This is a genomic window from Mycobacterium conspicuum, from assembly GCF_010730195.1.
GTDB lineage: Bacteria > Actinomycetota > Actinomycetes > Mycobacteriales > Mycobacteriaceae > Mycobacterium > Mycobacterium conspicuum.
On record NZ_AP022613.1, the window covers coordinates 617,956 to 639,142 of the forward strand.

General features: G+C 67.3%; 24 protein-coding genes. 21 read left to right on the forward strand and 3 right to left on the reverse strand.

The genetic code is table 11. The features are described 5' to 3' along the window. The first annotated feature begins 2 nt into the window (after positions 1-2). The 3 genes from mftE (at position 3) to mftG (ending at position 3,677) form a co-directional block, all read left to right on the forward strand. A complete protein-coding gene (gene mftE / locus G6N66_RS02925; protein WP_085233433.1) occupies positions 3-746 on the forward strand; it encodes a mycofactocin biosynthesis peptidyl-dipeptidase MftE in 744 nt (247 codons plus the stop codon). A 61-nt stretch (positions 747-807) separates the two neighbouring features. Beyond that, positions 808-2,220 (forward strand): mycofactocin biosynthesis glycosyltransferase MftF, encoded by a 1,413-nt coding sequence (gene mftF / locus G6N66_RS02930; protein ID WP_085233588.1) that lies wholly within the window; start codon positions 808-810, stop codon positions 2,218-2,220. A 17-nt stretch (positions 2,221-2,237) separates the two neighbouring features. Further along, positions 2,238-3,677: a mycofactocin dehydrogenase MftG gene (gene mftG, locus G6N66_RS02935; RefSeq protein WP_085233434.1), complete on the forward strand. Its 1,440-nt coding sequence runs from the start codon at positions 2,238-2,240 to the stop codon at positions 3,675-3,677. 6 nt (positions 3,678-3,683) lie between these two features. Here the strand turns inward: mftG and G6N66_RS02940 are convergent, their stop codons facing one another. Together G6N66_RS02940 and G6N66_RS02945 are read right to left on the reverse strand one after the other, a co-directional pair. Next, positions 3,684-4,505: a PE family protein gene (locus G6N66_RS02940; RefSeq protein ID WP_085233435.1), complete on the reverse strand. Its 822-nt coding sequence runs from the start codon at positions 4,503-4,505 to the stop codon at positions 3,684-3,686. Then, positions 4,493-6,184 carry an MFS transporter gene (locus G6N66_RS02945; RefSeq protein ID WP_085233436.1) on the reverse strand — a complete coding sequence of 564 codons (1,692 nt, stop codon included), beginning with the start codon at positions 6,182-6,184 and terminating at the stop codon, positions 4,493-4,495. The genes G6N66_RS02940 and G6N66_RS02945 overlap by 13 nt, the downstream gene beginning before the upstream one ends. A gap of 149 nt (positions 6,185-6,333) precedes the next feature. Here G6N66_RS02945 and G6N66_RS02950 point away from each other — a divergent pair, with 149 nt between their 5' ends. From G6N66_RS02950 to G6N66_RS03025, 16 genes are all read left to right on the forward strand, one after another. Next, positions 6,334-6,933, forward strand: coding sequence for a TetR/AcrR family transcriptional regulator (locus G6N66_RS02950; protein ID WP_263987947.1), 600 nt, complete (start codon positions 6,334-6,336; stop codon positions 6,931-6,933). Between the two features lie 260 nt (positions 6,934-7,193). Beyond that, positions 7,194-7,607 carry a hypothetical protein gene (locus G6N66_RS02955; RefSeq protein WP_085233438.1) on the forward strand — a complete coding sequence of 138 codons (414 nt, stop codon included), beginning with the start codon at positions 7,194-7,196 and terminating at the stop codon, positions 7,605-7,607. Between the two features lie 411 nt (positions 7,608-8,018). Continuing rightward, complete coding sequence (rpsJ, locus tag G6N66_RS02960) at positions 8,019-8,324, forward strand: 30S ribosomal protein S10 (protein WP_003873519.1); 306 nt, start codon at positions 8,019-8,021, stop codon at positions 8,322-8,324. A 15-nt stretch (positions 8,325-8,339) separates the two neighbouring features. Continuing rightward, entirely contained in the window at positions 8,340-8,993 is a 654-nt protein-coding gene (rplC, locus tag G6N66_RS02965) for a 50S ribosomal protein L3 (protein ID WP_085233439.1), read from the forward strand. Next, complete coding sequence (rplD, locus tag G6N66_RS02970; protein WP_085233440.1) at positions 8,993-9,646, forward strand: 50S ribosomal protein L4; 654 nt, start codon at positions 8,993-8,995, stop codon at positions 9,644-9,646. Before rplC ends, rplD begins: the two co-directional genes overlap by 1 nt. Then, positions 9,647-9,949 carry a 50S ribosomal protein L23 gene (gene rplW, locus G6N66_RS02975; RefSeq protein ID WP_085233441.1) on the forward strand — a complete coding sequence of 101 codons (303 nt, stop codon included), beginning with the start codon at positions 9,647-9,649 and terminating at the stop codon, positions 9,947-9,949. A 25-nt stretch (positions 9,950-9,974) separates the two neighbouring features. Next, positions 9,975-10,817, forward strand: coding sequence for a 50S ribosomal protein L2 (gene rplB, locus G6N66_RS02980; RefSeq protein ID WP_085233442.1), 843 nt, complete (start codon positions 9,975-9,977; stop codon positions 10,815-10,817). A gap of 24 nt (positions 10,818-10,841) precedes the next feature. Next, positions 10,842-11,123 (forward strand): 30S ribosomal protein S19, encoded by a 282-nt coding sequence (rpsS, locus tag G6N66_RS02985; RefSeq protein ID WP_085233443.1) that lies wholly within the window; start codon positions 10,842-10,844, stop codon positions 11,121-11,123. Next, the gene (gene rplV, locus G6N66_RS02990) at positions 11,120-11,743 is read left to right on the forward strand and encodes a 50S ribosomal protein L22 (protein ID WP_163645769.1); all 624 of its coding nucleotides are present in this window, start codon (positions 11,120-11,122) and stop codon (positions 11,741-11,743) included. Before rpsS ends, rplV begins: the two co-directional genes overlap by 4 nt. Next, a complete protein-coding gene (gene rpsC / locus G6N66_RS02995) occupies positions 11,743-12,582 on the forward strand; it encodes a 30S ribosomal protein S3 (RefSeq protein WP_085233445.1) in 840 nt (279 codons plus the stop codon). The genes rplV and rpsC overlap by 1 nt, the downstream gene beginning before the upstream one ends. Positions 12,583-12,585: 3 nt before the next feature. After that, positions 12,586-13,002: a 50S ribosomal protein L16 gene (rplP, locus tag G6N66_RS03000; RefSeq protein WP_085233446.1), complete on the forward strand. Its 417-nt coding sequence runs from the start codon at positions 12,586-12,588 to the stop codon at positions 13,000-13,002. Next, positions 13,002-13,244 (forward strand): 50S ribosomal protein L29, encoded by a 243-nt coding sequence (rpmC, locus tag G6N66_RS03005; protein ID WP_085233447.1) that lies wholly within the window; start codon positions 13,002-13,004, stop codon positions 13,242-13,244. The genes rplP and rpmC overlap by 1 nt, the downstream gene beginning before the upstream one ends. Beyond that, positions 13,241-13,627: a 30S ribosomal protein S17 gene (rpsQ, locus tag G6N66_RS03010; protein ID WP_139825252.1), complete on the forward strand. Its 387-nt coding sequence runs from the start codon at positions 13,241-13,243 to the stop codon at positions 13,625-13,627. Before rpmC ends, rpsQ begins: the two co-directional genes overlap by 4 nt. An 84-nt stretch (positions 13,628-13,711) precedes the next feature. Further along, positions 13,712-16,063, forward strand: coding sequence for an arylsulfatase (locus tag G6N66_RS03015; protein WP_085233449.1), 2,352 nt, complete (start codon positions 13,712-13,714; stop codon positions 16,061-16,063). Positions 16,064-16,097: 34 nt separating this feature from the next. Beyond that, complete coding sequence (locus G6N66_RS28940; protein WP_232079450.1) at positions 16,098-16,736, forward strand: hypothetical protein; 639 nt, start codon at positions 16,098-16,100, stop codon at positions 16,734-16,736. Between the two features lie 79 nt (positions 16,737-16,815). Continuing rightward, the gene (locus G6N66_RS03025; RefSeq protein ID WP_085233450.1) at positions 16,816-17,775 is read left to right on the forward strand and encodes a DUF4436 domain-containing protein; all 960 of its coding nucleotides are present in this window, start codon (positions 16,816-16,818) and stop codon (positions 17,773-17,775) included. A 15-nt stretch (positions 17,776-17,790) separates the two neighbouring features. Here G6N66_RS03025 and pstS read toward each other — a convergent pair whose 3' ends face one another. Then, positions 17,791-18,894, reverse strand: a complete 1,104-nt coding sequence (gene pstS / locus G6N66_RS03030; RefSeq protein WP_139825253.1) for a phosphate ABC transporter substrate-binding protein PstS — start codon at positions 18,892-18,894, stop codon at positions 17,791-17,793. 139 nt (positions 18,895-19,033) lie between these two features. Here pstS and G6N66_RS03035 point away from each other — a divergent pair, with 139 nt between their 5' ends. Both G6N66_RS03035 and G6N66_RS03040 read left to right on the forward strand, forming a co-directional pair. Next, positions 19,034-19,945, forward strand: a complete 912-nt coding sequence (locus G6N66_RS03035; protein ID WP_085233590.1) for a formylglycine-generating enzyme family protein — start codon at positions 19,034-19,036, stop codon at positions 19,943-19,945. 286 nt (positions 19,946-20,231) lie between these two features. Beyond that, entirely contained in the window at positions 20,232-21,068 is an 837-nt protein-coding gene (locus G6N66_RS03040; RefSeq protein ID WP_232079451.1) for a DUF4436 domain-containing protein, read from the forward strand. Positions 21,069-21,187: the final 119 nt, after the last annotated feature.

Genomic DNA, 21,187 nt, shown 5'->3' on the forward strand with positions numbered 1-21,187 from the left:
AGGTGAATTCGTCCTACCATCGGCGAGTGCCCGTACGCGTCGAACTGGGGAATGCGACGTCTACCGAGCTATCCACCGTACCGCCGTCGTTGCTGGTCCCACTGGGCTCGACCGAGCAGCACGGTCCACACCTGCCCCTGGACACTGACACCCGGATCGCCGCGGCGGTCGCCCGACGCGCGGGAGTCCGCCTCGCGCACGACTGGCTGGTGGCGCCCGCCATCGCCTACGGAGCCAGCGGTGAGCATCAGGAGTTCGCCGGCACCATCTCCATCGGCACCGAGGCCCTGACGCTGCTGCTGGTGGAGTACGGAAGGTCGGCGGCCTGCTGGGCCGCCCGGCTGGTCTTCGTCAACGGTCACGGCGGCAACGCGGAGGCGCTGTCGCGCGCGGTGCGCCGGCTGCGTGCCGAGGGCCGCGACGTCGCGTGGTGCCCGTGCGCCGCCGTCGGCGGCTCGAAACCGGCCGACGCTCACGCCGGACATACCGAAACGTCGGTGTTGCTCCATATTTCGCCGAACGACGTCCTGACCGACCGCTGGCTCGCCGGCAACGGCGCGCCGCTGTCCGAACTGCTGCCGTCCATGCGCCGCGGGGGAGTGGCCGCGGTGAGCCCGGTCGGCGTCTTAGGGGACCCGACGACCGCGACGGCAGTCGAGGGCGAACGCATCCTCGACCAGATGGTCGACGGCTGCGTGACTCGAGTCGCGCGGTGGGCGCCCGGTCCCGACGGGATGCTGACATGAGGCGCACCGGCGACAATTCACAAATGACGCGGACGAGTCGTGATGCGGAGGAGCGGTGCTCATGACTCACGCTCGACTCCCTGACGGGTTCGCCGTTCAGGTCGATCGCCGTGTGCGGGTGCTCGGCGACGGCTCGGCTCTGCTCGGTGGCTCGCCCACCCGGCTGCTGCGGCTGGCTCCCGCCGCTCAGGACATGCTGTCCGACGGTCGGCTGAAGGTGCGCGACGAAGTCAGCGCCGAACTGGCGCGCACCCTGCTCGACGCCACCGTCGCGCATCCCCGCCCCGCGGGTGGCCCGTCACACCGCGACGTCACCGTGGTTATTCCGGTGCGGGACAACACATCCGGTGTGCGGCGCCTGGTCAGCTCACTGCGCGGGCTGCGCGTCATCGTGGTGGACGACGGTTCGGCCTGTCCCGTCGAGCCGGAGGACTTCATCGGCGCCCACTGCGACATCGAGGTGTTGCGTCACCCGCGCAGCAAGGGGCCGGGGGCCGCACGCAACACCGGTCTGGCAGCCTGCACCACCGACTTCGTCGCCTTCCTCGACTCCGACGTCGCGCCCCGGCGGGGCTGGCTGGAGGCGCTGCTCGGGCACTTCTGCGACCCGACCGTCGCACTCGTTGCCCCGCGCATCATCGGGCTCTCGCAAAGCGAGAATGCGCTGGCGCGCTATGAGGCGGTGCACTCGTCGCTGGACCTCGGTCAGCGCGAAGCGCCGGTGCTACCGCATAGCACGGTGTCCTACGTTCCCAGCGCCGCGATCATCTGTCGCCGGTCGGCCATTCACGACGTCGGCGGCTTCGACGAAACCTTACAGTCCGGCGAGGACGTCGACCTGTGCTGGCGTCTCATCGAAACCGGCGCCCGACTGCGCTACGAGCCCATCGCGCTGGTCGCCCACGATCATCGCACTGAGCTGCGGGATTGGATTGCGCGCAAAGCGTTTTACGGTGGATCGGCCGCACCGCTGTCGGTGCGTCACCCGGACAAGACCGCCCCGGTGGTGATCTCCGGCTGGGCGCTGCTGGTCTGGATCCTGATGGCACTCGGCACCAGCATCGGCCAGCTGGCATCGCTGGTGGTCGCGTTCCTGACCGGTCGCCGGATCGCCAGGGCGATGCGCAGCTCCGAGACCTCGTTACGCGATGTCGCCGAGGTCGCCACCCGCGGCCTGTGGTCGGCGGCGCTGCAACTGGCATCCGCCATCTGCCGGCACTACTGGCCGCTGGCCTTGCTGGCGGCCACACTGTCGAGACATTGCAGACGGGTCGTGGTGGTCGCCGCGGTCCTCGACGGCGTGGTGGACTGGCTCAGCCGCAGGGACGCCACCGGTGACGACGCGGAACCGATCGGACTGCTGACCTATCTGCTGCTGAAGCGTATCGACGACCTGGCCTACGGCATCGGCCTGTGGTGGGGCGTGGCGCGCGAGCGAAACGCTCGTGCCCTCAAACCCCAGATTCGTACCTAGGCTTCCGAGCCGCCGCTTTGAGCGCCATCGTCTCGCACAGCGATGTGCTGATCGTCGGTGCCGGCAGCGCTGGATCGGTTGTTGCCGAACGCCTTTCGGCCGATCCCAGCCGCACGGTGACGGTCCTCGAGGCCGGACCCGGGCTTGGCGACCCTGAGCTGTTGGCACAGACCGCCAATGGGTTGCAGCTTCCGATCGGCGCGGGCAGCCCGCTGGTGCACCGCTATCTGAGCCGGCTCACCGACCGCCCCGCGCGACAGTTGCCCATCGTGCGCGGGGCCACGATCGGGGGCTCCGGCGCCGTCAATGGCGGGTACTTCTGCCGCGGGCTGCCTGCGGACTTTGACGGCATCGGCCTACCCGGCTGGGCGTGGTCCGACGTGTTGGATCACTTCCGGGCCATCGAGACGGACCTGGATTTCGACGGCCCGGCCCACGGCGACAGCGGGCCCATCCCGGTTCGCCGCACGCACGACATGACCGGTTGCAGCGAAACCTTCGTGGCCGCCACCGAGCGGGCGGGGTTTCCTTGGCTGGCTGACCTCAACGACGTCGGTCCGCACCTGCCGTCGGGAGTCGGCGCGATCCCGCTCAACATCGTCGATGGCGTGCGCACTGGTGCCGGCGCGGCCTTTTTGATACCGGCGCTGGCACGGGCCAACCTGACGCTGCTGGCACAGACGCAAGCGGTGCGGCTGCGTTTCTCCGCGGGGGCGGTCGTGGGTGTCGACACCGTTGGTCCCGAAGGGCCCGCGACCCTGACCGCCGACCGAATTGTCTTGTGCGCCGGGGCGATTCAGTCGGCACACCTGCTGATGCTTTCCGGCGTCGGCGACGAGGCGATGCTCAAGGCCGTCGGCGTCGACGTGGTCGCGCCGCTGCCGGTCGGGACGGGCTGCAGTGATCATCCGGAATGGGTGCTGCCGACGAACTGGACGGTAGCGGTGGACCGCCCAGTGTTGGAGGTGGTGCTGACGACCCCCGAAGGCATCGAAATCCGGCCGTATACAGGGGGTTTCATAGCGATGACCGGCGACGGCACCGCGGGACATCGAGATTGGCCGCACATCGGGGTGGCGCTCATGCGGCCCCGATCACGCGGACGCATCACGCTGGTCTCGGCCGACCCGTCGACGCCACCGCTGATCGAACACCGCTACGACAGCGAACCCGCCGACATTGCGGACCTTCGGCAGGGCGGCGAATTGGCCCGCGAATTGTGTAGTTCCGCAACGCATATCGGACCGAACATCTGGGCGACGTCACAACACCTGTGCGGCAGCGCGCCGATGGGCGCCGACGACGACCCGAAAGCCGTTGTCGACCAACGGTGTCGGGTGCTCGGCGTAGAAAACCTGTGGGTCATCGACGGCTCGGTCCTGCCGGTAGTTCCCAGCCGTGGCCCGCACGCGACGATCGTGATGCTCGCACACCGTGCGGCACAGTTTGCCGGCTGAGGTCGGCTACTCCGCCGATGCCGCCCACGCGGACGTCGCCGCGGGTTGTTCGTTGCTGTTGCCCGCTGGCCCTGCCGCTGCGGGAGGGGCCACCGTCGGCGCCGCCGCCACCGCGGTGCCGTTCAGTGGCACGGGTGGCATCGCCGCGAGGGGAGAGAATGGCGCTTCGGCCTCCACTGCGGCCAGCGGTGCGGTCGCCGACGCCGGCGTCCCCGACGCCACCGGAACGTCCGATCCCGCCGGCACCGCCGCTTCGGGCGTGCCGGCCGGTATCAGCGCCGACGGGCCACTCGCAGCGGGCGTCGGCGTCGCCGCGCCGGGCGGTACGAGCACCGACGGCACCGCCGACGCCGGCGCAACCGCGGTCACCGGTGGCGCCGGCGGAGTGACCGGTGCCGAGACGCTCGCCGGCCCCGCGGCGGCCAGTGGCGCCGACCCCGCCGCGGAGGCCGCGCTGCCGGCCACCGGTTGCGCGACATTCAACACCTGACCGGTCGCGGTGCTGTCGGTCAGCAATCCCGAGCCGACGGTTTGCAATGGCGTGGCGTTAGCGGCCTCGGCGAGCACGTACTGTTCGGCGCCGCCGCTCATCAGCTGCACGAACTGAGTGTGAAACGCCTGTGCCGCGGCGCTGATCGCCTGGTAGGCCTGGGCGTGCGCGCCAAACAGCGCCGCGATGCTCGCCGATACCTCGTCCGCCCCGGCTGGCAACACGCCTGAAACCGGGCCCAACGCCGCGGAATTGGCGTCGTTGAGTGCAGTACCGATATTGGACAGATCTGTAGCCGCGGTGGCCAGGTATTCCGGCGCCGCGATCACGTACGACATATGGGATCCCCCCCACGAGGTCCAGACGTGGCTCGCTCCCCGATGCGAACTTGATCCGAGCGTAATGCTATCGCAGATCCCCCCGAGGGGTTTTCGCTTTTCCTGCGTGCCGCCAGGATCCGGCGCACCGAGCGCAGTTGCTGCCCCTCCCGCCCGGGCGCCCAGACCCCGATCAGGACCGCCGCAATGCCGACGATCACGGCCATCGCGATCGTCGAGGCGTGCATGGCCGTCAGGAATGCGGTCTTGCTGACCTCGGCCAGCTCGCGGCCCTGCGGGCCCAGTTTGCCCGCTACCTCGACGGCCTTGGCCAGCGAATCGGCCGCGGGCCGACGCACGGGCTCCGGAAAGTTCGCCAGCCTGGCCTCGAGTTCGTGGGAATAGCGTCCGGCCAGGATCGACCCGGCCACGGCGATGCCCAGCGCTCCGCCCATCTCCCGCGAGGTGTCGTTCACCGCCGAGGCGACGCCCTGCTTTTCGTCGGGGACCGCACCCATGATCGCTGAGGTCGTCGGTGCCGTGCACATTCCGATGCCCGTCGCGAGTATCAATGTCGGCCAGGCGAATTCGCCGTAGGTCGAGTGCAGGTCTAAGCGGCACATGCACGCGAATCCGACCGCCATGAGCGCCGTGCCGACGAACAGCACGACTCGCAGGCCCAGCTTCGGCACGTACCAGAACGACAACGCGGAAAAGATGCCCAGCGGAACCATGAACGGGCCGAACGCAATTGCCGTCGTCAGCGGCGAATACCCCATGATCTGCTGGACGTATTGCATGCCGACATAGAAGAACCCGAACGTCGCACCGAACAGGATGACGATCGACGCCACCCCGGTGGCGAAACCGGGGTCAGCAAACAGGCGCACGTCCAGCAGCGGATGTCGCCGGCGAAATTCGACGACACCGAACACCGCGGCGATGACGGCTCCCGCGACCAAACCACCCCAGACCAGCGGATCGCTCCAGCCGCGGTCGGGTGCCTCCAGGATCGCGGCGACCGCGATCGCAACGGCCGCACCGATCAGCACCGCACCGAGCCAGTCGACGCCCGGAGCGGTGGTGTCGCGCGAAGACGCCACCGTGCACCCCAGGGCGAAGATCGCCAGCCCGGCGATGCCGAGTGACCAGAAGATCGCATGCCAGTCCCAAAAGCGAAGCAGTAGGCCAGATCCGAGCATGCCGAGGACGCCACCGGACCCGGCCGTGCCCGCCCAGAGCCCAACGGCCTTCATGCGGTCGGCCTTCGGATAGGCCACGGTCAGCAACGACAGCGTCGCGGGCATCACCAGCGCCGCACCCACACCGGCCAATGACCGGCCCGCGATGATCTGTACCGGGCTGTGCAGCAACGCCGGGGCGATCGACCCGAGCGCGAAGATCACCAGACCGGCCAGCAGCGCACCCCGGCGCCCGTAGCGGTCGCCGATGGCCCCGGCGGGCAGCAGCAGGCATGCCAGCGCGACGGTGTAGCCGTCGACGACCCATGTCAGCTGTGCCTGCGTCGCCGAGGTGGCCACCGCGAGATCCGGCAGCGCCGTGTTCAGGGCCGTCATGGACGCGACCACGAGCCCGACGCCCATGCAGGCCACCGCCAGGGTCCACGCTCGCGCGCGGGGGCTACCGCCGATGCTGACCGCATCAGTACGCTGGTCGGGCGGAACAATGGTTTGCACCATGGCCGATGCGCCTCCTCCCCCTGGGGGCGTATTGACTTTCGAGACTAATAGTCTTGTACATAGACGCCTGGTCTTGTTTCCAAACAGGGAGGTAGCTCACAATTACCGACGAGAGCACCGATCCCCGTCCGGCGCGGTCTAAGGCTCGTTTGCTGGAAGCCGCCGCCGGGTTGCTGAGCGCCGGTGGGCCGAGCGCGGTGACCGTGGACGCGGTCATCCGCACGGCCAACGTGGCCCGAGCCACCCTGTATCGCCACTTCCCGAGCGGGAACGATTTGCTGGCGGCCGCATTCAACAGCCTGCTACCGGTCTCGCCGACGCCTCCGGCCGAGGGCTCGCTGCGCGACCGGCTGGTGGCCGTCGTGCTGGCCCAGGCCGAGTCCATCGCTGAGGCGCCGGTGATGATGACCGCGATGGCTTGGTTGGCGCTGGGCCGCGACCTGGACGAGATGCCGGAGCCCCGCCACGCCGGTGCCGGCGACAGTCCGATCAGCACACTGCGTGAACGCATCGCCCAGCAGTACGCGGCGCCGTTCGATGTCATCTTCGACAGCCCGCAGGCCGCCGAATTGGGCGAGGTCGACCGATCCCGGGCGATCGCGATGTTGATTGGCCCGCTGGTGCTGGGCCGGCTATCCACCCTGCCGGATTTCGACTACCGCGAATGTGCGCGCGCGGCCGTCGACGGTTTCTTACACGTCCAGCGCGCCCAACACGCGGACCCGGGCCGAATGCCCAACGTGGGGTAGCAGCGATCCAAGGGGCGGCCGGATTGGCGATCGTCGTCGCCGGGCTCGTGGCGGCGGGGTGTTCGAAAGCACCGATCAAGGACGCTGCGGCGCCTAGGGTCCGATAACGCTTCGCCGACGCCCGTCGTGCGTCGTCTAGCGCCCCGTTTCTAGCCGCATTTCGGCGCCCGACCTGCACCCCAAGGGTTTTTCAAGGATCCCTGCAGGGCCGGCTCAGAACCTTTTCTCGACGCACCAGACCGCCGAGAAAAGGGAAATTCATGCCCCGCACTGCCAACGCCAAGACCGCCTTCATGACCCGCGTCGTCGGCTTCCTGGCCGTGGTGGCGGGCCTGTTGGTCGCAGCCGCGTTGCTGGTCCTATTCGCCGCGGCGGCCCACGCCGCCCTGGCTTCCTCGCCCGGGACCGACCGCGCCGTCGGGATGCACCGCCCGGGCGCCGCTCCCCATGTCCGCCACGCGCACTCTGGCCTGCGCAAGGACGGTGGCCGCCACCGCCGACCCGCTCACCAGTCGCGCCAGGCGTCAGGCTGCCGCCCCTGCCAGCATCGACCCCCGCACGGCAGCGCTCGGACCTACTTGGCGTCGATGGGGTGGACGCACAAGACCGTGCACCGGGTCCAGGGTGGGCACCATCACGCGCAAGGGCACGCGCAACCCGGTTGGCTAGTCTGACCGCACCGCGAGTTTCGGTGATTGCGCCGCCATCGGTCACCTCGTCGCCGGAGTTGCCAGAACCATCGCCAGGAATTTGGCCGTCACGGCGATCTAGGGCATACTATTCGGGTTGCCCTGCGCCAGGTTTACGCCTGGTCGGGCATACGACCAGCGTCCACACGGGCGCGTCCGGTCTCATCCTTGGAGCGCGACTAATTTGGCCTTGTGCTAAGCGCGCCGAGGCCGCGTGCGGGTGACACACCCGAGCGCGGGGGCCGGTTGGACCACGACAGGTAAACAGCGGCGCAGTATTCGGCGCGACGCTCGATCGGCCCAGAGTTGGGCGGGCCGATCAGCGCGCCGAGGGCACTGAGACATGGATCAAGCCCGGGTACCGGGCTTCAAGAAGAGTGAGGGTAGGGAAAAAGCGTGGCGGGACAGAAGATCCGCATCAGGCTTAAGGCCTACGACCATGAGGCTATCGACGCCTCGGCGCGCAAGATCGTCGAGACCGTCGTCCGCACCGGTGCCAGCGTCGTAGGACCGGTGCCGCTGCCGACCGAAAAGAACGTGTATTGCGTCATCCGCTCCCCGCACAAGTACAAGGACTCGCGGGAGCACTTCGAAATGCGCACACACAAGCGGTTGATCGACATCCTCGATCCCACGCCGAAGACCGTTGACGCCCTGATGCGCATCGATCTGCCGGCCAGCGTCGACGTCAACATCCAGTAGGAGACTTCCCGAGCAATGGCGAGAAAAGGCATTCTGGGCACCAAACTGGGCATGACGCAGGTGTTCGACGAAAACAACCGAGTCGTTCCGGTGACTGTGGTCAAGGCCGGGCCCAATGTGGTGACCCGCATCCGCACCCCGGAGCGCGACGGCTACTCCGCCGTGCAATTGGCCTACGGCGAAATCAGCCCACGCAAGGTCAATAAGCCGGTCACCGGTCAGTTCACCGCCGCCGGGGTCAACCCGCGCCGCCACGTGGCCGAGCTGCGCCTGGAAACCCCGGACGCCGCAGCCGAATACGAGGTCGGCCAGGAGCTGACCGCCGAGATCTTCGCCGACGGCAGCTACGTCGACGTGACCGGCACCTCCAAGGGCAAGGGCTTCGCCGGCGGGATGAAGCGGCACGGCTTCCGCGGGCAGGGCGCCGCCCACGGTGCCCAGGCGGTCCACCGCCGTCCCGGGTCGATCGGTGGATGTTCCACCCCCGCACGCGTATTCAAGGGAACCCGGATGGCCGGCCGGATGGGCAACGACCGGGTGACCGCGCAGAACTTGTTGGTACACAAGGTCGATGCCGAGAACGGCGTGCTGTTGATCAAGGGCGCGGTTCCCGGGCGCACCGGTGGACTCGTCATGGTCCGCAGCGCGATCAAACGAGGTGAGAGCTGATGGCACTCAAGATTGACGTTAAGACGCCGGGCGGCAAGGTCGACGGCTCCATCGAGCTGCCGGCCGAATTGTTCGACGCCCCGGCCAACATCGCGCTGATGCACCAGGTGGTCACCGCGCAGCGCGCCGCGGCCCGTCAGGGCACGCACTCGACCAAGACCCGCGGCGAGGTCAGCGGCGGCGGGCGGAAGCCCTACCGGCAGAAGGGGACTGGTCGTGCCCGGCAGGGCTCGACGCGGGCCCCGCAGTTCACCGGCGGCGGCACCGTGCACGGCCCCAAGCCGCGCGACTACTCGCAGCGCACGCCGAAGAAGATGATCGCCGCGGCGTTGCGCGGCGCCCTGTCGGACCGGGCGCGCAACGGGCGCATCCACGCCGTCACCGAACTGGTGACGGGTCAGACCCCGTCGACCAAGAACGCCAGGGCGTTTCTGGGCACGCTGACCGACCGCAAGCGGGTGTTGGTCGTCATCGGCCGCAGCGACGAGACCGGCGTCAAGAGCGTGCGCAACCTGCCCGGTGTGCACATCCTGTCGCCGGACCAGCTCAACACCTACGACGTGCTGCGCGCCGACGACGTGGTGTTCAGCGTCGAGGCGCTCAACGCGTACATCACGGCGAACACCAAGAGTTCCGAGGAGGTAACGGCGTAAATGGCGACCATCGCTGACCCCCGCGACATCATCCTGGCCCCGGTCATCTCGGAGAAGTCCTACGGGCTGCTGGACGACAACGTGTACACGTTCGTGGTGCACCCCGATTCGAACAAGACGCAGATCAAGATCGCTGTCGAGAAGATCTTCTCCGTCAAGGTCGCGTCGGTGAACACCGCGAACCGCCAGGGCAAACGCAAGCGCACCAGGACCGGATACGGCAAGCGCAAGAACACCAAGCGCGCGATCGTCACGCTGGCCCCGGGCAGCAAGCCGATCGACCTGTTCGGAGCACCGGCCTAGCGCCGAGAGAGAGACCTGATTAGACATGGCAATTCGCAAATACAAGCCGACGACCCCCGGTCGCCGCGGTGCGAGCGTGTCCGACTTCGCCGAGATCACCCGGTCCACCCCGGAGAAGTCGTTGGTCCGCCCGTTGCACGGTCACGGTGGCCGCAACGCGCACGGCCGCATCACGACTCGGCACCAGGGCGGTGGGCACAAGCGCGCCTACCGGGTGATCGACTTCCGCCGCAACGACAAAGACGGTGTCAACGCCAAGGTCGCCCACATCGAGTACGACCCGAACCGCACCGCCAACATCGCCCTGCTTCATTTCCTGGACGGCGAGAAGCGATACATCATTGCGCCGCAGGGACTCTCGCAGGGCGACGTGGTGGAGTCCGGCGCCAACGCCGACATCAAGCCGGGCAACAACCTGCCGTTGCGCAACATCCCGGCCGGCACCCTGATCCACGCCGTCGAGCTGCGGCCGGGCGGTGGCGCCAAGCTGGCGCGCTCGGCCGGATCGAGCATCCAGCTGCTCGGCAAAGAGGGCACCTACGCGTCGCTGCGTATGCCCAGTGGTGAGATCCGCCGCGTCGACGTGCGCTGCCGCGCGACCGTCGGCGAGGTGGGCAACGCCGAACAGGCAAACATCAACTGGGGCAAGGCCGGACGGATGCGCTGGAAGGGCAAGCGCCCCTCTGTCCGCGGTGTGGTGATGAACCCGGTGGACCACCCGCACGGCGGTGGTGAAGGTAAGACCTCCGGTGGACGCCACCCGGTCAGCCCGTGGGGCCAGCCCGAGGGCCGCACCCGCCACCCGAACAAGCAGAGCAACAAGCTCATCGTCCGACGCCGGCGCACAGGCAAGAAGCACGGGCGCTAGGGAAGTCAAGAGGAGTAGCCAACCATGCCTCGCAGCCTGAAGAAGGGCCCGTTCGTCGACGGCCATCTGCTCAAGAAGGTCGACGTGCAGAACGAGAAGAACAGCAAGCAGGTCATCAAGACCTGGTCGCGCCGGTCGACGATCATCCCGGACTTCATCGGCCACACCTTTGCCGTGCACGACGGACGCAAGCATGTCCCGGTGTTCGTCACCGAATCGATGGTGGGGCACAAGCTTGGTGAGTTCGCGCCGACGCGCACCTTTAAGGGACACATCAAGGACGACCGGAAGGCGAAGCGGCGATGACGACGACTGAATTCCCGTCGGCGAGCGCGGTCGCGCGGTTCGTCCGGGTGTCGCCGACCAAGGCGCGCCGGGTGATCAACCTGGTGCGGGGCCGGTCGGTGGCCGACGCCCTGGACATTCTGCGGTGGGCGCCGCAGGCCGCCAGCGAGCCGGTGGCCAAGGTCATTGCCAGCGCGGCCGCCAACGCGCAGAACAACGACGGTCTTGACCCGGCGACCTTGGTGGTGGCCACCGTCTACGCCGACGAGGGCCCGACCGCCAAGCGCATTCGTCCGCGCGCCCAGGGCCGCGCCTTCCGAATCCGCCGGCGCACCAGCCACATCACCGTGATCGTGGAAAGCCGGCCCGCCAAGGACCAGCGGTCGGCGAAGTCGACGAGGGCTCGTCGCGCCGAGGCCAGCAAGGCCGCGGCTAAAGCGCCCGCGAAGAAGGCGGCCACCAAGGCCCCCGCGAAGGCCCCCGCGAAGGCCCCCGCGAAGGCCCCCGCCAAGAAAGCCCCCGCCAAGAAGGCGGAACCTGCCAAGAAAGCGGAGGCCAAGGCCCCGGCGAAGAAGGCACCCGCCAAGAAGGCCCCCGAAAAACCTTCTGAGACTTCTGAAGCGAAGGGAGGCTCAGACTAGTGGGCCAGAAGATCAATCCGCACGGCTTCCGCCTGGGCATCACCACCGATTGGAAGTCGCGGTGGTACGCCGACAAGCAGTACTCCGAGTACGTCAAGGAAGACGTGGCGATCCGCCGGCTGCTGTCCAGCGGCCTGGAGCGCGCCGGCATCGCCGACGTCGAGATCGAGCGCACCCGCGACCGGGTCCGGGTGGACATCCACACCGCCCGTCCCGGCATCGTCATCGGCCGCCGCGGCACCGAGGCCGACCGGATCCGCGCCGACCTGGAGAAGCTGACCGGCAAGCAGGTCCAGCTCAACATCCTCGAAGTCAAAAACCCGGAATCCCAGGCACAATTGGTGGCCCAGGGCGTCGCCGAACAGTTGAGCAACCGGGTGGCGTTCCGCCGCGCGATGCGCAAGGCCATCCAGTCGGCCATGCGCCAACCCAACGTCAAGGGCATCCGGGTGCAGTGCTCGGGCCGTCTCGGCGGCGCTGAGATGAGCCGGTCGGAGTTCTACCGCGAAGGTCGGGTTCCACTGCACACGCTGCGCGCCGACATCGACTACGGCCTCTATGAGGCCAAGACCACCTTCGGCCGGATCGGTGTGAAGGTGTGGATCTACAAGGGCGACATCGTCGGCGGCAAGCGCGAACTCACCGCTGCGGCCCCCGCGGGCGCCGAGCGTCCGCGCCGCGAGCGGCCGTCGGGCACGCGCCCGCGCCGCAGTGGCGCCTCGGGCACCACGGCGACCAGCACCGAAGCCGGCCGCGCTGCGGGCAGCGAGGAGCAGGCCCAGCAGGCTCCCGCCGTCGACGAAGCGCCTGCCCCCGAACCGCAGAGCACGGAGACCTAAACCATGTTGATTCCCCGCAAAGTCAAGCACCGCAAGCAGCATCACCCGCGCCAGCGCGGCATCGCCAGCGGCGGTACGCAGGTGAACTTTGGCGACTATGGCATCCAGGCCCTCGAGCACGCCTACGTCACCAACAGGCAGATCGAGTCGGCCCGTATCGCCATTAACCGCCACATCAAGCGTGGCGGCAAGGTGTGGATCAACGTCTTCCCGGACCGCCCGCTGACCAAGAAGCCCGCGGAGACCCGCATGGGGTCGGGCAAGGGCTCGCCGGAATGGTGGGTGGTCAACGTCAAGCCCGGCCGGGTGCTGTTCGAACTCAGCTACCCCAATGAGCAGACCGCCCGGGCCGCGCTCACCCGCGCGATCCACAAGTTGCCGATCAAGGCACGCATCGTGACCCGAGAGGAGCAGTTCTGATGGCAGTGGGAGTTTCCCCTGGCGAACTGCGCGAGCTCACCGACGAGGAGCTGGCCGAGCGGCTGCGCGAATCCAAGGAGGAGCTGTTCAACCTGCGCTTCCAGATGGCGACGGGCCAGCTGACCAACAACCGCCGGCTCCGCGTCGTCCGTCAGGAGATCGCGCGTATCTACACCGTGCTGCGGGAACGAGAACTGGGCCTGGCGTCGGGACCGGGCGGCTCAGATGAGAAGGAATCGTGATGGCAGAAGCTACCAAGGCGACGAAGGCCGCGGCCAAGAAGGCGCCCGCGAAGGCCGCCCCGAAGAAGGCTGCCGCGGCGGAACCCGTGTCGAAAGACAAAGGACCCAAGCACACCCCGGCCACACCCAAGCCACGCGGGCGGCGTAAGACGCGCATCGGCTACGTGGTGAGCGACAAGATGCAGAAGACCATCGTGGTCGAGCTGGAAGACCGTATGCGGCACCCGCTGTACGGCAAGATCATTCGGACCACCAAGAAGGTCAAGGCGCACGACGAGAACAGCGTCGCCGGCATCGGCGACCGCGTGTCGTTGATGGAAACGCGTCCGCTGTCGGCGACCAAACGCTGGCGGCTCGTCGAGATTCTCGAGAAGGCCAAGTAGCGCCCGGCGGCTTTTCCGCTGCGCCGAGCGGAACCGCACCGCGAAAAAAGATCGGAACTTTCGCCGCCACGTTACGCTCGGCGCATGGCCCCTGACTTCAACGGCAAGATCGAGCTGGATATCCGCGACTCCGAGCCCGACTGGGGTCCGTTTGCGGCGCCCACCGCGCCCGAGAATTCGCCCAACGTCCTGTATTTGGTGTGGGATGACACCGGCATCGCGACCTGGGACTGCTTCGGCGGGCTGGTGGAGATGCCCGCCATGACGCGCATCGCCGAGCGTGGCGTGCGGCTGTCGCAATTCCACACCACCGCGCTGTGTTCGCCCACCCGGGCGTCGCTGCTGACCGGTCGCAACGCGACCACGGTCGGCATGGCGACCATCGAAGAATTCACCGACGGTTTCCCCAACTGCAACGGCCGCATTCCCGCCGACACCGCGCTGCTCTCCGAGGCGCTCAACGAACGCGGCTACAACACCTACTGTGTCGGCAAGTGGCACCTGACGCCGCTGGAAGAGTCCAGCATGGCATCGACCAAGCGGCACTGGCCGACCTCCCGCGGCTTCGAACGCTTCTACGGATTCCTGGGCGGCGAGACCGACCAGTGGTATCCGGATCTGGTGTACGACAACCACCCGGTGAACCCGCCCGGCACACCCGAGGACGGCTACCACCTGTCGAAGGACATCGCCGACAAGACCATCGAATTCATCCGCGACGCCAAGGTGATCGCGCCCGACAAACCGTGGTTCAGCTATGTGTGCCCGGGTGCCGGACATGCTCCGCACCACGTCTTCAAGGAGTGGGCCGACAAGTACGCGGGCAAGTTCGACGAGGGCTACGAGCGTTACCGCGAAGTCGTGCTGGAGAGGCAAAAGGCGATGGGCATCGTCCCGCCCGACACCGAATTGTCGCCCATCAACCCGTATCTCGATGTCAAGGGGCCCCAAGGCGAGTCGTGGCCGCTGCAGGACACGGTGCGGCCCTGGGATTCCCTCACCGATGAAGAGAAGAAACTGTTCAGTCGAATGGCCGAGGTTTTCGCCGGGTTCCTCAGCTACACCGACGCCCAAATCGGTCGCATCCTGGACTATCTCGAGGAATCCGGTCAGCTCGACAACACCATCATCGTGGTGATCTCCGACAACGGCGCCAGCGGTGAGGGCGGTCCGAACGGGTCGGTCAACGAGGGCAAATTCTTCAACGGGTATATCGACACCGTCGAGGAAAGCATAAAGCTCTTCGACCACCTCGGCGGGCCGGAAACCTACAACCACTACCCGATCGGGTGGGCGATGGCTTTCAACACGCCCTACAAACTGTTCAAGCGCTACGCCTCGCACGAGGGCGGCATCGCCGACACGGCGATCATCTCCTGGCCCAACGGAATTGCCGCTCACGGCGAGGTCCGCGACAATTACATCAACGTCTGCGACATCACCCCGACCGTCTATGACCTGCTGGGCATGACCCCGCCGGAGACCGTCAAGGGCATCGCGCAGAAGCCGCTGGACGGCATCAGTTTCAAGGCGGCCCTTGCTGATCCGAACGCCGACACCGGGAAGACAACCCAGTTCTACACCATGCTGGGCACCCGGGGGATCTGGCATGAAGGCTGGTTCGCCAACACGGTGCACGCCGCAACGCCGGCCGGCTGGTCGCACTTCGACGCCGACCGCTGGGAGCTCTACAACATCGCGCAAGACCGCAGCCAATGCCATGACCTGGCCGCCGAGCAACCGGAAAAGCTCGAAGAGCTTAAGGCGCTGTGGTTTTCCGAGGCGGCCAAGTACAACGGCCTGCCGCTGGCGGACCTGAACCTGATGGAGACGCTGACCCGGTTCCGGCCTTACCTGGTCGCCGACCGAGAAAGCTACATCTACTATCCCGACTGCGCCGACGTGGGCATCGGCGCCGCCGCCGAGCTTCGCGGCCGCTCGTTCGCGGTGGTCGCCGACGTGACGGTGGAGACCACCGGTGCCGAGGGTGTGCTGTTCAAGCAGGGCGGCGCGCACGGCGGGCATGTGCTGTTCATCCAGGACGGGCGATTGCACTACGTGTACAACTTTCTCGGCGAGCGCCAACAGTTGGTGTCGTCGTCGGACGCGGTGCCGCTGGGTAGGCACCTACTCGGCGCCCGTTATGCGCTGAAGGGAACGGTGCCCAACAGCCACACGCCGCTGGGCGATGTGACCCTGTTCATCGACGACAAGGAGGTCGGCACGCTCGCCGACGTGCAGGCCCACCCGGGCACGTTCGGGTTGGCGGGTGCGGGCATCACCGTCGGGCGTAACGGTGGCTCTGCCGTGTCCAGCCGTTACAAGGCGCCGTTCTCGTTCACCGGCGGCACCATCGCGCAGGTGACCGTCGACCTGTCCGGCCGACCGTATGCGGATGTGGAAAGAGAACTCGCGCTTGCGTTTTCGCGCGACTGAGCTGACCCGGCTGACCCGGCTTGGCGTGACGAGCATGATCTGCCTGGCGGCAGGCGTGCTGGCGGCCTGCGAGCAGACCACTGCGGGAACCGTGGTGCGGGCGAGCGGCACCACAACGACGACGCACCCCGACCCGGCGGAGCCGGTGCCCGGTGTCGTGCCGACGCTGCCGGACCACATCCCGCCCAACGCGCTCGCGTGCTTCCCGACGTCCTCGGTTAGCGGTCGCATGACCGCGGCCGCGGTGCCCGACCGGGCCGCGCCCAGGCTCACGGTGAGCTTGCCCGACAGGTGGAGGTCGGTCGCGGGAGACGGCGACCGCGCGTTGACGCTGACCGGTCCCGACGGGATGTCCGGCGTCGTGACCATCGCCGCGACCGACCTGGAGCCGGGCGGGGCCTTCCTGAAATATGCCGTGGCCATGAGGGATTCGCGCCCTGGCGTGAAGTTCACCGTGGCGGCGGCTCAGTTTTGCGGGTACAGCAGCCAAATGCTGACCGGCACATTTCAAGGCTCCTCGGGCACTTTCGATTTCGTCGACCGCCTCACCCATATCTGGACCAACACCAAAAAGTATCTGGTCACGATCCAACTGCAGAGTCCGGTGGGCGCGGCGGGATTCGATGCGTCGAAAGACACGTTGATGCAACAATTCGCAGTCGTCATACCCTGAAAAAGCCGCATCTTGAGTGTTAGCCTGGCCCGATGCTGGTGCTTGCGATGGTTTGGTGGTCCGACGGCCGGTGGCCCCGATGACGGCCGGGAACCCCGGGCCGCCACCACAGGCGCCTGCGCCGACGCCGGCGGCCGCCCCGGTACAAAATGCTTCCCACGGACGGCGTATCGCAGTCGGTCTCGGCATTCTGCTGGCCGTCGTTGCGGTGTATGTCCTATCGCTGGTGGGGGTGCATCTGCTGGCCAAATCCGGCCCGAGGTTGCCCGCGGTGGACCTGAGCCAGTACCAGAAAGAGGACACCATCGTTGCGCTGCGCATCGAGAAGCTGGAGACTGTCGCGAATCGACTGTCGGTGAATGTGCTTGTCACCCCCCAGGATTCGTTGATCGACCAAAACTCGAGCGTGTTGACGACCGACGCCGCCGTACGCCTGTATCCCGAGACCGACCTCGGGGACCTGCAGTATCCCAAGGGAAAAGCGCCCGCGCAGGTGGCCACCACGATCGTGGCGCACGGCGATGCGGGCAACTGGCCGTTTGACACCTACACCACCGATGAAATCTCGGGTGTGGTCTTCACCAACGGTTACCACGACAAGGTGTGGGCCCGGGTGGAGGTCACCGGATCATTGGACGGCTGGGACGTCAACGTCCGTCGCGTCCACGACGCCGAGGACACCGAGAACCCGAACAGCCTCGACAACGTGATCATCACGTTGCACAGGTCGAAGGGACCGTTGATCCTTGACCTGGGCATCTGCTTGATAATGATCGCCTTGCCGGTGCTGGCATTGTGGGTGGCCGTGCCGATGTTGTTGGGCCGCACGACGTTCCTGCCACCGTTCGGCACGTGGTACGCGGCGATGCTGTTCGCCATCGTCCCGCTGCGCAACTTCCTCCCCGGCAACCCGCCCATCGGCTCGTGGGTCGACCAAGCCGTGGTGCTGTGGGTGTTGATCGGACTCGTCGTGGCGATGACGCTGTTCATCCTCGCCTGGTGGCGGCACCGGGATCGAAAACAGCCGACAGCGAAGTAGATCCGCTGGACCGGCTCAGCCGATGGCGTCGACCGCGGATGAGACGCGCGCTTGAAAGTCGGGCGACAGCGGGATGTAGCCGGCCCTGTTGAGATCGATTTGGCCGGGGCCGATCGCCGTCTGCAGGAACGACTTGATCGCCTGGGTGTCCTCGGGGTTGGGGTATTTGGAGCAGACGATCTCGTAGGTGGCCAACACGATCGGGTACACATCGGGCTGCGCGGGGTTATAGAACGACGACAGATCGAGCACCAGGTTGTTGCCCTGCCCGGTGATCTTGGCGCCCTTGATGGTCTTGCCGACGGTGTCGGTGCCGATCCGTACCGGGCGCAGCGACCTACGGCTGGCCGGGGTCTTGATCTCGGCGGCGTACAGCCCTTGGTCGAGCGCGAAGGACAACTCGTTGTAGCTGATCGCGCCCTCGGTGGTTTTCACCAGCGCCGCGGTGCCCTTGTTGCCCTCGGCGCCGGTGCCGGTGCCGCCGTTGAAATTCTTGGCCACGCCCTGCGTCCACGCGCCGCCGGATGCGGCCTGCAGGTACGACTGGAAGTTGTAGGTGGTGCCCGACGCATCGCTGCGGTAGATGACCTTGATGTCCTCGGCCGGCATGGACGCGTTGAACGCGGTGAGGGCCGGGTCGTCCCAGCGCTTGATGGTGCCGTTGAAGATCTTGGCCAGCGTGGGCGCGTCCAGCACCAAGGAGTCGACGGCGGCGATGTTGTAGGTGATGGCCATCGGCCCGAACACCACGGGCAGGTTCCAGGCGTCGGCGCCGCCGCACCGCTGCTTGGCGGCGGCGTATTGATCCCCGGATAGCGGGGTGTCCGATCCGCCGAAATCGGTTTTGCCGGACAGGAATTCGCTGATCCCCTGTCCCGAACCGTTGCCGGTGTAGTTGACCGACTGGCCGGGGCATACCTTCTTGTACGCCTCGATGAACCGGGTCATCGCGTTTTCCTGTGCGGTCGATCCGCTGGCGACCAGGGTCTGTTTGCCGCCGCAGTCCACCTTGACACCACTGGTGTAGGACAGGGTCGCATGGTCTTGGTTGCATGCCGACAGCGCCAGCGTGCTCGCCGTCAGCAGGCTCAGCGCGACGCGAGAGCGTGAGTGCTGCACGTCGAATGCCTCCTTGAGAGCAACGGTGAGACGAGGCCCGCCGCCGTCGACATTTACAGCTGACGGATCCCCCCGCAAACAAACATCAGGTGAACGGGCCATGGCTCCGCCCGGTCCGCGGGCGTCCTACCCTGAAATGGTGCTCACCGAGCTAATCGACCTGCCCGGCGGATCGTTCCGCATGGGCTCGACGAGCTTCTACCCCGAAGAGGCGCCCATCCACACGGTGACCGTGGCCCCCTTCGCGATGGAGCGGCATCCGGTGACCAACGCGCAGTTCGCCGAATTCGTCGCTGCCACAGGCTATGTCACGGTCGCCGAGCAGCCGATCGACACGGCGCTGTACCCGGGGGCCGACCCCGACACGCTGTGCCCGGGCGCCATGGTTTTCCGCCCGACGCCGGGCCCGGTCGATCTGCGCGACTGGCGGCAGTGGTGGGACTGGGTGCCGGGCGCGAACTGGCGCCACCCGTTCGGGCCGGATGGCCCGGACAGCACCGGCGCGGATAGGGCCGATCACCCGGTGGTGCAGGTGGCCTATCCCGACGCCGCGGCCTACGCCCGATGGGCCGGGCGCCGGCTGCCGACCGAGGCCGAGTGGGAGTTTGCCGCCCGCGGCCCAGATCCAATGGGCACCGGCACCTACCCCTGGGGCGAGGAGGCGCAACCCGACGGTCAGTTGATGGCCAACACCTGGCAGGGCAGGTTCCCGTACCGCAACGACGGCGCGCTCGGGTGGGTGGGAACGTCGCCGGTTGGAGTTTTTCCGCCCAACGGTTTCGGCTTGGTCGACATGATCGGCAACGTCTGGGAGTGGACGACGACCGAGTTCTCCGCGCACCACCGGCTCGATCAACCCCCGAAGGCCTGCTGCGCACCGTCCGGGCCCCCGGACCCCAGCGTCAACCAGACGCTGAAGGGCGGTTCGCACTTGTGCGCGCCCGAATACTGCCACCGCTACCGCCCCGCGGCGCGATCACCGCAGTCGCAGGACACCGCGACCACGCACATCGGCTTCCGCTGCGTAGCTAACCCGGCTAAAGGCCACTAGGTTAACGAGAGATGGCCAGACGGTGACGTAAGGCCAGATCGGGCGGGGATACTCGTCTTTCGCCGCGCGGTCGACGCACGCATTAGCTAACATCTCACCCCGTGGTGCCTTCCGTCCGGGCCGGTGGTGACCGATGAGCGCTGAAGCGACGACAACCGCCGAGCCCGCACCAACAAAACCCTCGGAGGCCCCGCCCCCGCCGACGGACGAGGTGCCGCCGGTCACCCCGCCGGCGCCGCCGAAGAAGCGGAGCAGACCGCGCATCGTCATCGGCGTGATCATCCTGATGGCCATCGTCAGCGTGTACGTCCTGTCGCTGCTCGGGGTCCACCAGCTGCAAGAAGCCGAGGCCCCCCTGCCCCCGCTGGACCTGAGCCAGGGCGGCGGCGATGCCACCATCGTGCAGCTGCGCCTCGAGGAGCTGAAGCCCACCGCGAATCGTCTCACCGTGAATGTGCTTGTGTACCCGGGAGTTTCGAGCTACGACAATCGCTACGACGTGCTGGCCACCGACGTCGGCGTACGCCTGTATCCGACGAGCGACATCGGCGATCTGCACTACCCGAAAGGCAAAGCGCCGGCGCAACTCAGCACCACCGTCGAGGTGCATGGTGACATCGGCAACTGGCCCTTCGACACCTACAGCACCGAGCCGATCTCGGCCGACGCGTTCGTCGGGTCCGGCGACAACATCAAGAAGGTGCCCGCGCGGGTCGAGGTCACCGGGGAGTTGGACGGGTGGGACGTCAGCGTGCACCGGGTCCACGATCCCGCCGCGCTGCCCACCCAACGCGGGTCCGACAACGGAAACGTGGTCATCACCTTGAAGAGGGCCAAGGGGCCGCTCATCTTCGACCTCGGCATTTGCCTGGTCCTCATCGCCCTGCCCACGTTGGCGTTGTTGGTGGCCATTCCGATGGTGCTGGGCCGGAGGAAGTTTTTGCCGCCGTTCGGCACGTGGTATGCCGCGAACCTGTTTGCCGTCGTCCCGTTGCGCAACATCCTGCCCGGCGGCCCGCCGTACGGCTCGTGGATCGACCAAGCCATCGTGCAGTGGGTGCTCATTGCGCTGGTGGCGGCGATGAGCCTGTACATCCTGGCCTGGGTGCGGCAAGGCGATTGATCCTCGCCGCGCTGGTATCGGCGCTGATCAAGGCTTGCGAGGGCGAAATTTGGCGCTGAGCAGCTCTTCCCCTAGACTCTAGGGGTTGCCTTGGGCAGACCTCGGCTGGTGCGTGCAGA